This window comes from Streptomyces sp. SCSIO ZS0520, assembly GCF_025643355.1.
Taxonomy (GTDB): Bacteria; Actinomycetota; Actinomycetes; order Streptomycetales; family Streptomycetaceae; genus Streptomyces; species Streptomyces physcomitrii.
The window spans coordinates 7,634,033-7,646,364 of record NZ_CP092644.1 but is presented as its reverse complement, the minus strand read 5'-3'; the positions used below and the strand labels follow the sequence as shown (position 1 = coordinate 7,646,364).

General features: G+C 72.9%; 9 protein-coding genes. 5 read left to right on the top strand and 4 right to left on the bottom strand.

Going from position 1 to position 12,332, the window contains the following annotated elements; genetic code table 11:
• Positions 1–50: 50 nt before the first annotated feature.
• On the top strand, positions 51–1,448 hold the full coding sequence (locus tag MID12_RS31375; RefSeq protein WP_263172548.1) for an MFS transporter: 1,398 nt from the start codon (positions 51–53) through the stop codon (positions 1,446–1,448).
• The gene (locus MID12_RS31370; RefSeq protein ID WP_263172546.1) at positions 1,445–2,200 is read left to right on the top strand and encodes an IclR family transcriptional regulator; all 756 of its coding nucleotides are present in this window, start codon (positions 1,445–1,447) and stop codon (positions 2,198–2,200) included. Before MID12_RS31375 ends, MID12_RS31370 begins: the two co-directional genes overlap by 4 nt.
• A 41-nt stretch (positions 2,201–2,241) precedes the next feature.
• Here MID12_RS31370 and MID12_RS31365 read toward each other — a convergent pair whose 3' ends face one another.
• A complete protein-coding gene (locus tag MID12_RS31365) occupies positions 2,242–2,913 on the bottom strand; it encodes a DUF1345 domain-containing protein (protein ID WP_237283000.1) in 672 nt (223 codons plus the stop codon).
• Between the two features lie 336 nt (positions 2,914–3,249).
• Between MID12_RS31365 and MID12_RS31360 the strand changes: the two genes are divergently transcribed.
• From MID12_RS31360 to MID12_RS31350, 3 genes are all read left to right on the top strand, one after another.
• Positions 3,250–5,730 (top strand): glycoside hydrolase family 172 protein, encoded by a 2,481-nt coding sequence (locus tag MID12_RS31360; RefSeq protein ID WP_263172543.1) that lies wholly within the window; start codon positions 3,250–3,252, stop codon positions 5,728–5,730.
• A 168-nt stretch (positions 5,731–5,898) separates the two neighbouring features.
• On the top strand, positions 5,899–6,690 hold the full coding sequence (locus MID12_RS31355; protein WP_263172541.1) for a polysaccharide lyase: 792 nt from the start codon (positions 5,899–5,901) through the stop codon (positions 6,688–6,690).
• A gap of 77 nt (positions 6,691–6,767) precedes the next feature.
• Positions 6,768–8,063 (top strand): MFS transporter, encoded by a 1,296-nt coding sequence (locus tag MID12_RS31350; protein WP_040255628.1) that lies wholly within the window; start codon positions 6,768–6,770, stop codon positions 8,061–8,063.
• Positions 8,064–8,184: 121 nt separating this feature from the next.
• Here MID12_RS31350 and MID12_RS31345 read toward each other — a convergent pair whose 3' ends face one another.
• From MID12_RS31345 to MID12_RS31335, 3 genes are all read right to left on the bottom strand, one after another.
• The gene (locus MID12_RS31345; protein WP_263172539.1) at positions 8,185–9,480 is read right to left on the bottom strand and encodes a haloacid dehalogenase-like hydrolase; all 1,296 of its coding nucleotides are present in this window, start codon (positions 9,478–9,480) and stop codon (positions 8,185–8,187) included.
• Between the two features lie 111 nt (positions 9,481–9,591).
• Entirely contained in the window at positions 9,592–11,928 is a 2,337-nt protein-coding gene (locus tag MID12_RS31340; protein WP_263172537.1) for an FdhF/YdeP family oxidoreductase, read from the bottom strand.
• A 118-nt stretch (positions 11,929–12,046) separates the two neighbouring features.
• Positions 12,047–12,328 (bottom strand): hypothetical protein, encoded by a 282-nt coding sequence (locus tag MID12_RS31335; RefSeq protein WP_040255621.1) that lies wholly within the window; start codon positions 12,326–12,328, stop codon positions 12,047–12,049.
• Positions 12,329–12,332: the final 4 nt, after the last annotated feature.

The window sequence follows — 12,332 nt, the reverse complement described above, 5'->3', positions numbered from 1 at the left end:
CTTCCCATCCAGTGAAACACTTTCCATCTCACGGAAAAGGAAGGGGTGGAGTGACAGTGACGTCCTCCTCGGCCTCGGGCAGCGGTTTCTGGGGCTCGGCGCGGGCCCGCCATCTGATCCCGGTGGCCTTCCTGACGTACTCGCTCGCCTATCTCGACAAGTCGAACTACGCGATCGCCTCCGCGGGCGGCATGGCCGAGGAGCTGCGTCTCTCCGCCAACGCCGACGCGCTCATCGCCGCCTCGTTCTTCCTCGGCTACTTCCTCTTCCAGATCCCCGGCACCATCTACGCCGAGCAGCGCAGCGCCCGGCGGCTCGTGGCCTGGTCCACCGTGACCTGGGGGTGCCTCGCCGTCGTCCAGGGGCTGCTCAGCAGTCCGGCGCAGCTGATCGCGGTGCGCTTCGCGCTCGGTGTCGTCGAGGGCGCCGTACTGCCCTCGATGGTGATGCTGCTCGGCCGCTGGTTCACCCGCCGCGAGCGGGGCCGCGCCAACACTCTGCTCATCCTGGGCAATCCGGTGACCGTGATGTGGCTCTCGGCCTTCTCCGGCTGGCTGATCTCCGTCTCCGACTGGCGGGTGATGTTCATCGCCGAGGGCGTGCCCTCCGTCCTGTGGGGGCTGCTCTGCCTGCGTCTGATCAAGGACCGGCCGGAGGAGGTCGGCTGGCTCGGCGAGCACGAGCGCCGGGCGCTGCGCGCCGATCTCGCCGCCGAGCGGGCCGCCGCCCCGCCCCCGGCCGGTTCGCTGCGCGAGGAGTACGGCCGCGCCCTGCGCTCCCGGGGCGTGCTCCTGATGGGCGCCCAGTACTTCTTCTGGTCCTTCGGCATGTACGGCTTCGTCTTCTGGCTGCCCGCCCTGGTCAAGAAGGGCTCCGGCGAGGGCATCGGCGCCACCGGCCTGCTCACCGCCGTGCCCTACGCCTTCGCCGCCGTGGCCATGCTCGTCAACTCCCGCCTCTCCGACCGCGGCGGGCGCCGCGCGAGCGCCGTCTGGCCCTGGCTCCTTGCGGGCGGGCTCGCCCTCTTCGGCTCCTGGGCCGCGGGATCCGCCTTCCCGCTCGCCTTCGCCCTCCTGGTGGTGGCGGGCCTGTGCCTGTACGCCCCGTACGGCCCCTACTTCGCCCTGGTCTCCGCGCTGGCCCCGCCGGGGGTCGCCGGAGCGGCCGTCGCCCTGGTCAACTCCCTCGGCGCACTGGGCTCGTTCGCCGGTACCTACCTGGTCGGCTGGGTGCGCGGGACCTCGCTCGGCGACGGCGGCGCGCTCGCCCTGATGGCCGGGTGCGCCCTGGTCTCCGCGGCGCTGATGGCCGCCGTACGCGAACCGGCCGCCGCCTTCGCCGGGACCGGTACGGTGAGCGGGGCCCGGGCCGGGTCCCTCCCGCCGCCGCGGGGCAGGACGGTGACGCCCACCGGGGCCACCGGAGCAGAGGGGGAAGCGGCACCGTGACCACGCCGTCCGACGACATGCTGAGCCGGGGTCTGCGCCTGCTGACCGTGCTGGCCGACCACCCCGCGGGCCTCGGCGTGAGCGCCACCGCGCGGGCGGCGGACCTGCCGGTCAGCAGCGCGCACCGGCTCCTCGGCCGACTCGCCGCCGAGGGATTCGTCGCCTACGACGAGGACGCCCGCCGCTACGCCGTGGGCGCCCGGGTCCTGGAGCTGGCCCGCGGCTTCCAGCGCTCCCCGGGCGGGTACTCGGCCGCCGCCACCCCCCTCCAGCGGCTCGCCGCACGCACCGGGCTGCCCGCCATCGCCGGGGTGCTCCAGGCCCCGGACGTCCTCCTCGTCCTCACCGCCCAGGGCAACCAGCACCTCCAGCTGCGCAGCGCCGAGGGCACCCGCAACGCCTGGCACGCCACCGCGCTGGGCAAGGCCCTGGTGGCGGCCCGTCCCGAACGGGAGCGCGAGGAACTGCTCGGGGCCCCGCTGGCCACGGTCACCGCGCACACCCGGACCGATCCGGCCGCCCTGCGCGAGGAGCTCGACCGGGTCCGCGCCCGCGGCTGGGCCGAGGTCGAGGAGGAGAACGAGATCGGGGTGCGCTCGGTGGCCGTCGCCGTCCCCGCGACCGAGGGCCCGCCCCGGCTCGCGATCTCCCTCGGCGCGACCGTCGTCCTCACCTCGGCGGAGCAACTCCACGCCCACGTACCGGACTTGCGCGCCTGCGCCGAGGAGGTGGGAGCGCGGATGACGGGGTGAGGGGCGGGCCTGCTGCCCAGGCTCCCTCCGTCCGGGGAGGGCTAAGCCCCACTCAAGGCGGACACCAGGCCAGCCACCGTCACGGTGTTGAAGACGAAGGCGATGACGGCGTTGGCCGCCACGGTGCGCCGCATCTCGCGGGTGGTCACGGTCACGTCGGTGGTGCCGAAGGTCGTCATCACCGACAGGGCGAAGTAGACGTAGTCGGCCCAGACCGCGGGGCCCTCGCCGGGGAAGTCGAGCGCCCGCTCCCCCGCCATGAGGTTGTCGGCGTGGAAGGCGACCGCGAAGGAGACCGCCACGCAGACCCAGGCCACGGCGACCAGGGCCAGCGCGAGCACCGCGCGGGGCAGCGCCGGGAGTGCGGAGCCGAGGTGCCCGGGGAGCCACAGCACCGCGGCGACCAGGGCGGCCTCCGCGATGAAGATCGACACCCCTGGGCCGGGCGCGGTCCCGAGGACGTAGCGCTGGAGCGTGGTGCCCCGCTTCGTGCGGTGGGCCCAGGCGCGGATCCGGGCCGGGGAGGCGCTCAGGAACGCGGCCAGGGTGAGCGCGAGATAGCCGACGAGATAGGTGAAGGTCACCAGGACGCTCACATCGGCCGCCGAGAGCTGCGTCGTCCCGCCGTCGAGGACGAGGAGGAGCGCCGTCGAACAGCCCGCGAGGACGCCGCCGGCCGCCGCCCGGCGGCGTTCGGAGAGCCAGTGGTCCACGGACGAACTCCTCGGCAGGGTCCCGGCGGGCGGCGCGGGCCGGTGCGCTGCTTCCGGCCACGGAGAAGGTAACGGCATCCGGCTCCGGTGGGCCGGTGACACGGCCGGGGCGGGCCTCCGGGCACCGCGCGGGCCTGGGGCTTCGGCGCGGCTGCGTGGATTGTCCGGCCGCGTGATGACGAAAACGATTACACGAGGGTGCCCGTTGTCCGACCCGATTGCCCTCAGCCGCCTTGGTGGAACCCATTGACGCGCATGCCAGTCGGCCCTAACTTGCCTGAAATCGATATCAGAAGAGGGTTGAGGGAGGGACGCGTGATGCGTCGAAGAGGCAGGTTGGGCACAGCGGCGGCCTCGGCCCTGGCGGCCGCGCTGTTCCTCGGCGCCGCGCAGGTGCCGGACGCCGACGCCGCCGGGAGCGGAACGGCACCGAAGGCGGCGGACAAGGGACCGGTCGGCTGGGACACCTACCGCCGCCTGGACCGGATGCCCGAGTTGGGCGGCGGTGCGCGTACCGCCCAGTTCTCCAGCTTCGACCGCACCGGCGGCAACGAGGACGGCTTCGACGGCCGTTACGCCTGCCTCCGTCAGAGCGCGGCGGGCTGTGTGATCGCCGAGCGCTCCGGCGCGGGCGAGGTCGGCGCCATCTGGTTCACCCGCGACGAGGGGGATGTGCGCAAGACCGGGCGGATCACGATCGAGCTGGACGGCGAGAAGGTCGTCGACGCCCCGCTGCAGGACGTGGTCGACGGCAAGCTCGGCGCCCCCTTCGTCCACCCGCTCGTGGCGAACGCCGACCAGACCTCCGGCGGCGTCTACATCGAAGTGCCGATGCCCTTCCGCGAGTCCATGCGGATCACCACCGAGCACAACCCGCTCTTCCACCATGTCTCGTACCGCACCTTCGACGACGCCGAGGGCATCACGACCTTCGACCCCGCCGATCCCGCTCAGGACGTCGTCGACACCCTGAAGGCCGCCGGTACCGCGGACCCCAAGCCCGCCCAGCCCGGCGCGAAGACCACCCGCTCGCAGCTGGACCTCGCCCCCGGCGCCAGCCAGACGCTGGCCGCCTCGGACACCCCCGGACTGCTCTCCGCGCTGAAGCTGACGCTCCCTCAGGCCCCGTACGTGGAGGCGGGATCGGAGACCGACGAGGGCCGGGCCTTCGGCAAGGACGGCTCCAGCACCTTCACCGTCGAGGTCGACCCGGCGAACCAGGGCGTCCGGCTGAGCCGCCGCTACGACCCGATGATCGGCCGGCAGACCGCCTCGGTCACCGTGGACGGGCAGCCCGCCGGGCAGTGGGGCCCGACCGGGGCGCAGGGCGCCGGGCTGTGGGCCGAGGAGTCGCTCGACCTGCCCGCCGCCCTCACCGCGGGCAAGTCCCGGATCACGGTGAAGAACGCCTTCGTCTCCTCCGACCTCGACGTCAACGAGTTCCGCTACCGCGCCGAGAGCGCGGTGGGCGGCGGCCACCAGCTCAGCGACACCGTCGACGTCGGCGACCCGGCGGACGAGTCCGCGCACGGCTACCGGATCACCGGCCAGACCTGGGAGGGCGTACGCACCTACGACCACGCCCTCGACGAGGCGCAGCGCGCGAAGCTCGCCGCCGCCCGCAAGCTGCTCACCGGCCTGCGGCTGCGGATCAGCTTCGACGGGGAGCGGACCGTGGACTCCCCGCTCGGCGAGTTCTTCGGCTCCGGCCACGCGGTCGCCCCGGTCCACTCCCTGATGTCCGGCATCGACGCGCCCCGCTCCGCCTTCAGCTCCTGGTGGGCGATGCCGTACGCGAAGAACGCCGAGGTCCAGCTGTACAACGGCAGCGGCACCGCGGTGACCGCGGGCACCGCCGAGGTCACCGCCGCCCCCTCGAAGGAGCACGCGGCGGCGGTCGCGGCCGGGACCGAGGGCCACTTCCGCACCTCCTCGCACGCCGGGCCGACCACCCCCGGCAAGGACTGGTCCTTCCTCGGCGCAGAGGGCAAGGGCAAGTTCACCGGCGTCAGCCACACCATGACCGGCGCCCTGAACCGCAACTTCCTCGAAGGGGACGAGCGTTCCTACGCCGACGGCTCCCGCACCCCGGAGATCCACGGCACCGGCAGCGAGGACTTCTATCAGAGCGGCTGGTACTTCAACCGCGGCGCCTACTCCGCCCCGTTCAACGGCAACCCGGCCCACCTCACCCCGGCCACCGGCTGCCCGGCCGAGCGCGACTGCACCGGCGCCTATCGGCTCCTGATCGCCGACGCGGTGCCCTTCACCACGGGCCTCGACTTCGGCATCGAGCACGGGCCCACCAACGACCAGCAGGCCGACTACTCCTCCACCGCCTACTGGTACGGCCGGGCCGAGAAGGGCGCCGAGACCACCGACACCCTCGTCCTGGGCGACGAGCAGAGCGAGCAGCAGCACGGCTACACCTCGGCGGACCCGGGCGCGGTGACCCCGCTCGACTCCCGCTTCGAGGGCGACCGGGCGGGCGCCCCGCGGCTGACGGCCGACACCCGGGCGGCCGAGGCGGCCGTCACCTTCTCGCTGGCCGTCGACTCCGGGAACGACGGGGTCCGCCTGCGGCGCCTCTCGGACCAGAAGGAGGCGGGGCAGCGGGTCGCGGTCAGCGTGGACGGCGTGCGCCTCGCGGACTGGTCGCAGCCGCTCGGCAACGGCGAACGCCGCTGGCTGGAGGACGTGTACCAGCTGCCCGCCTCGGTCACCGCGGGCAAGGACAGCGTCGAGGTCACCCTGACCCCGGCCGAGGGCGCCCCGGCCTGGTCGGCGGCGCGGTACGAGGCGATGAGCCTGAAGTAGCCGGGACCCCGGGGCGGGCGCCCGCCGACTCGATCGCGGGCGCCCGCCCCGGACCCCGGAGAAGAACGTCACGTACGGATCCCCTCCCGGCGGGACCCGGTGGCGTCACGCAAGCACCAGGCGAACCGGCCCGGAGCGCCCGGGCCGGGCACGACCGAAGGGAGAGACATGACGCACCCTCAGTCCTTCTCACGCCGCCGGATCCTGCGGTACACGCTGCTGTCCGCGCTCGCGCTGCCCGCGGCGGCGCTCGGTGGCGGGGCCGCCGTCGCGGGCGCGCGGGGTACGGGGCGGACGGTGCCGGTGGACGAGGTGCCGCCCTTCGACGTCCAGTGGTCGACCGACTTCGCGAACGGCTGGGAGGGCTGGCTGGACACCCCGTGGAACGACGAGCCCCAGGGCGAGGTGGCGCGGCCGACCGTGGTCGACTCCCCCACCGGGGAGGGCAGCAGCGGCCGCTTCCATCTGGCGGGCGGTCAGCAGCGCAACGAGTCGCAGCCCGACGCGGCGCAGGACATCACCGAGGGGCAGACCCTCGTCGTACGGTTCACCGACTTCCTGGAGGAGGGCTTCCCGGTGGACACGGACGACTGGCAGGTGGTCCTCCAGTTCAAGAACGAGGGCACCGGCTCGCCTCCCTGCGAGATCAAGATCGGCAACGGCCAGTACCTCCTGGACGGCGACAGCGGGGGCTGGCACCACGAGATCGGTCCCGCCGTCACCGGGCAGCCGGTGGACATCGCGGTCCGCATCACCTTCTCCGAGGACCCGGCGAAATCGGCCATCGACGCCTGGTACAACGGCGAGCAGACCCTCTCGGGCGTCTTCCCGGAAGGCGCCGGCACCCTCTACCCGGGCCTGTCGAGCTACCTCAAGACCGGTCTCTACCGCAGCCCCGGCATCCAGGAGGCCGGCACCCGCCACCTCACCCGCCTGCTGATCGGCACCCCCGCGGACTGAGGCGCCGAAGGTCCTGTCAGTGCCTGCTGCCATAGTGAACCCCGGTCAGAAAGAGGAGCGCACCCACCGGGACGGTCGTGGACACCAGCAAGAACAGCGCTGAGCCGCAGTCGGAGCAACCCGCGCCCGCGGCTTCCCCAGGGCGGGGCTGGCGCCGCTGGGCCATGGACACCCGGCCCCTGCGGCGCCCCGCGTACCGGCGGCTGTGGGCCTCCACCATCGTCACCGCGGTCGGCAGCCAGCTCACCGCGGTCGCCGTGCCCAAGCAGATCTACGACATCACCGGCTCCTCCGCCTGGGTCGGCGCCGCGAGCATGGCCGGGCTGCTGCCGCTGATCGTCTTCGCGCTGTGGGGCGGGGCGGTCGCCGACAGCATGGACCGCCGCACCCTGCTGCTGATCACCAACACCGGTATCGCGGTGACCTCGCTGCTCTTCTGGATCCAGGCCGTCACCGGCCTCGGTTCGGTGACCGTGCTGATGCTGCTGCTCGCGGTGCAGCAGGCCTTCTGGGGGCTCAACGCCCCCGCCCGCAGCGCCTCCATCGCCCGGCTCGTCCCGGAGGACGAGCTGCCCGCCGCCAACGCGCTGGGCTCCACGGTCATGCAGACCGGCCAGGTCCTCGGTCCGCTGCTCGCCGGGGTGCTGATACCCGTCGTCGGCCTGCCCGAGCTGTACCTCCTGGACGCCCTGGCGCTGTGCGCCACGGTCTGGGCGGTCCACCGGCTGCCCGCCCTGCCACCGCTCGGGGCGAGCAAGCGGCGCGCGGGCCTGCGCGAGATAGCCGCCGGTTTCCGGTACATCTCGGGGCACGCCGTGCTGCTGCTCTCCTTCCTAGCCGACATCGTCGCCATGGTCCTCGGCATGCCCCGGGCCCTGTTCCCGCAGCTCGCCGCCGAGACCTACGCCCCCTACGGCGAAGGCCTCGCGCTGGGGCTGCTGTTCGCGGCGATACCCATCGGCGCGGTCCTCGGCGGGCTGTTCTCCGGTACGTTCTCCCGGGCCCGGCGGCACGGCTGGATGGTGATCGGCTCGGTGGTCGCCTGGGGCCTGGCCGTCACCGGCTTCGGGCTGAGCGGCAGCCTGTGGCTCGCGGTGGTCTTCCTCGCCCTGGCCGGGGTCGCCGACATGGTCTCGATGGTCTTCCGCGGGGCGATCCTGCTGTCCGCGGCCACCGACGAGATGCGCGGGCGGATGCAGGGCGTCTTCACGGTCGTGGTGGCCGGCGGCCCCCGGCTCGCGGATGTGCTGCACGGCACCGCGGGTTCCGCCTTCGGCCCCCGTACGGCGGTCGCGGGCGGCGGCGTCCTGGTCGTCCTGCTGACCCTGGTCCTCGCCGCGGCGATGCCCGCGCTGCGCCGCTACCGCGTCTGAACCGGCGGCCGTCCGCCCCGGCGGCGCGGCAGCCGTGCGGACGGCCCGGCCGGAACCGGGGCCGCCCGCGGGTGAGTTGTGCGCTGTGCTCCTCGCTGCCCCTGCCTGTCGGCAGCGGTGCTCAGCTCCCGTGCACCGTGTCCCGCTGGTCCGGGATGATGCTGCCGTCCGCGCGGCGGACCGGGCCGAGGGTGCCGTCCGGGTTGGTGAAGCCGGTGGTGGAGCAGGGGTAGGCGCCGTCCTTTGCGGGCAGCGGCTCCAGGAACATCGGGTTGATCAGCCACCTGCCGTCCGCGTTGTCGTAGGCGCGGCACATGATCTCGTTCTTGTTCCGGTTGAGGACGAGCCGGGCGCCGGTGGCGTCGCCGACCATCGTCACATCGGTGTCCGCGTCGCCCGCGCCGATCACCAGGCGCTTGTGCGGGGCCTGCTTCTTCCAGGCGTCCGGGCCCTTGACGCCGAACACCCGCTCGTTGAGCCAGCAGCGCTTGCCCTCGATGTACGGCATGACCGCGCCCTTGCTCGCGGGCTCGCCGCCGCAGCCCTCCTGGGTGTAGGTGATCCGGCCGTGCCGGTCGAGCAGATTGCGGATGGCGAGGGTGTGCGCGTCGTCCAGGCCGACGCCGCCGCTCCAGGCCTTGGTCACCGGGGCGCTGCCCGCGGAGTCGATCCACACCGCGAAGCCGGCCTTCTTCAGCACCCGGATCAGATCCTTCATCTGCGGGTTGTAGCGGGCGTAGGCGTGCAGGGTGTGGGTGCCGACCTTCTGGGTGGCGCCGACGGGTGCGGCCAGCGCCTCGTCGCGGGAGGCACGGGCGTACGCCGTCACCTCCGCCTCGGTGTGGCCCGCGAAGAGCTGCGGCACCCAGGCGTACTGGGGCAGGGTGCGGCGGCTGTTCCACTTCCCGGCGAAGGCCTTCTCGCCGTTCATCAGGGTGGCCTCGCTGCGGATCGAGAAGATCTCGTCCGTGCAGTCGGTGTCGGTGGAGGTCGGCAGCGGCCTGCCGACCGGGACCTCGGTGCCGCAGGCCTCGGTCAGCGTCCGCTCGGCCTTCGCCGTCAGCCAGGGGCTGGTGTCGGACCAGCGCGCGGGGCGCAGGATCTTGTCGTGCTTGAGCGCCCAGGCGATGGCGAGGTCGGTGATGTCGTTCTTGCTGACGGTGTTGTCCCAGTCGAAGGCGGCGACCGGGCGGTTGCCGTGCCGCAGGTGCGGGTTGCCGCAGCTGCCGTGCTCGTCGATGACCTCCTGGAGGTGCTCCCGGTTCTCGCCGTACCAGGGGAGGTCGGTGGCGAGTCGGGGGCAGCGGCCCCGGTCGGGGGCGGGCTCGGCGGCCTGGGTGGCGCCCGCGGGGAGCAGGGCACCGAGCAGGGCGACCGAGGTGAGCCCGAGGGCGGCACCGAGCGGGGCAGTGCGCATGCGGCGACTCTCTTTCGTGTGGACCACGGCAGGACGCCTCGCACCGTACGCGCAACGATCATCCGCGTACACCCTGCGCGCGGGGCCGCCCGGCCGCCTCGCCCGAGTGCCCTACGCGACCGCTCGACCGGACCGCGTGATGGTGACCTTGACGTGCTTCATCAGCGGCTGGTCGCTCTGCGTGCTGTAGTCGACGATGGCGCAGAGCACGTTCATCTCCGGCATGTATCCGGCGGCGCAGCCGCGCGGGATGTCGTACGGGACGGCGAGGAAGCCGTCGAGATGGCGGTGGCTGCCGTCCTTGGCGGTGCTGGTGATGTCGACCGGTTCGAACTCGGCGAGGCCGCGCTCGCGCATGTCGTCCTTGTTCATGAAGACGAGGGTGCGCAGGTTCTTGATGCCCCGGTAGCGGTCGTTGTCGGAGTAGATGGTGGTGTTCCACTGGTCGTGCGAGCGCATGGTGCCGAGCGCCAGGGTGCCCGGGGCGGGGACCACGTCGGGCAGCGGGGCGGTGGAGAACTCGGCGCGTCCGGAGGGCGTGAGGAAGACCAGTTCGCGGGCGGGCTGCTTGATGCGGAAGCCGAGCGGCAGGCGCACCCGCCGGTTGCAGTCCTCGAAGCCGTCGAGGGCCTGCGCCATGGTGTCGCGGATGCGGTCGTAGTCCTCGATGTACCACTCCCAGGGGGTCTCGCTGTCCGGGAGGGCGGCGCGGGCCATGCCCGCGATGATGGCGGGCTCGGAGAGCAGGTGCGGTGAGGCGGGCCGCTTCATGCCGAGCGAGAGGTGGACCATGCTCATCGAGTCCTCGACCGAGGTGCTCTGGACGCCGCCGCGCTGGCGGTCCTTCTCGGTGCGGCCGAGGCAGGGCAGGATCAGCGCACGGCGGCCGTGCACCAGGTGGCTGCGGTTCAGCTTGGTGCTCACCTGCACGGTCAACTCGCAGGAGCGCAGGGCCTCGTAGGTGTAGGGGGTGTCGGGCGCGGCGAGCGCGAAGTTGCCGCCCATGCCGACGAAGATCTTCACCTCGCCGCGGTGCATGGCCTGGATGGTGCCCACGGTGTCCAGTCCGTGCGCGCGCGGCGGGTCGATGTGGCAGGCCTTGGCCAGGCGGTCCAGGAACTCCTCGGTGGGCCGGTGGTCGATGCCGCAGGTGCGGTTGCCCTGGACGTTGCTGTGCCCGCGCACCGGGGAGGGGCCCGCGCCCTCGCGGCCCAGATTGCCGCGCAGCAGAAGGAGGTTGACGATCTCCCGGACGGTGTCGACGCCGTGTTCGTGCTGGCTGACGCCGAGGCACCAGCTGACGATGCTGCGGTCGGCGTCCCCGTACACCCGGGCCGCCTTGAGGATGTCGGCGCGGCTGACGCCCGACTGGTGCTCGATCTCCTCCCAGGAGGTCGACTCGCAGACCTTGCGGTACTCCTCGAAGTAGGCGGTGTGCCGCTCGACGAACTCCTGGTCCACGCTCTTGGGGTCCGTCTTCGCCTGCTCCAGGACCGCCTTGGACATGCCGCGCAGCAGGGCCATGTCGCCGCCGATGCGGGGCTGGAGGTTGAGCGTGCTGGTCGGGGTGGACTTGAAGAGGGCCATGTCCGTGAAGTCGTGCGGCACGATGGTCTTCGTCGCGGCGGCCTCGACCAGCGGGTTGATGTGCACGACCTGCGCGCCGCGGCGGTAGGCCTCGGAGAGGGCGGTGAGCATCCTCGGCGCGTTGGAGGCCGCGTTGACGCCCATGATGAACAGGGCGTCGGTGGCCTCCCAGTCCTGGAGGTCGACGGTCCCCTTGCCGGTGCCGAGGGCGGCCTGCAGGGCGCGGCCGCTCGCCTCGTGGCACATGTTGGAGCAGTCGGGCAGGTTGTTGGTGCCCAGCTCACGGGCCATCAACTGGTAGAGGAAGGTGGCCTCGTTGCCGAGCCGGCCCGAGGTGTAGAAGGAGGCCTGGTTCGGGTCGTCGAGGGCGCGCAGGGCGCCGCCAACCAGGGCGAAGGCCTCCTGCCAGCCGATCGGTACGTAGTGGTCGGACTCCGGGTCGTAGACCATCGGCTCGGTGAGGCGGCCCTGGTCCTCCAGGGCGAAGTCGCTCCAGCCGGAGAGCTCGGTGACCGAGTGCGCGGCGAAGAACTCCCGGCCGACGCGTTTGGGGGTCATCTCCCAGGTGACGTGCTTGATACCGTTCTCGCAGATGTCCAGGTGCAGGCCCTTGGTGTCGTCGGGCCAGGCGCAACCGGGGCAGTCGAAGCCCTTGTTCTCGTGGTTCATCCGCATGATCGCCCGCGGCCCGTCCACGAACGCCCGCTCCTGGAGCAGGAACCGGCTCACGCTCTTGGCCGCGCCCCAGCCCGCCGCCGGGTGGTGGTACGGGTGGAAGTGCGGCTCGCCCGCGGGCTCCGGGCCGACGGGGGCCTCCGGCTGCGCGGGTGCCTGTTTCCGGGGTTCGTGGGGGGCGTTCACAGCGCACACTCCTTCGCCGCACGGGCCTGACGGGTCCTGGCCCGCACGAGCCTAGGCCGGTGGGCGGCCCCCCGCCAGGCGGCCCGGTGACCGCCCGGCGGGTCGCGGCGGCCCGGTCTCAGCCCCGGTAGCGGGTGGGCGGGAAGGGCGCGCGGGTCCTGCGGGTGGCCTCGCCGGAGGGCATCTCACCGGCGCCCACCGCGCGCTCGACCTGCTCGCGCACCGCCCGGTACTCGGCGTCCGGGTCCGGTGCGGCCCCGGTGGGCAGGCCCGCCTCGGCGCGCTCGCGTGCGGTGCGCTGGTCCAGCTCCTCCTGGTCGGGGCGGCGCGGCATCCCCCTGCCGTGGCCGTACTCCGGGTCTCCCTCGACGGCTTGGTTGGGCTTGTGGTGGTGTGCCATGGGT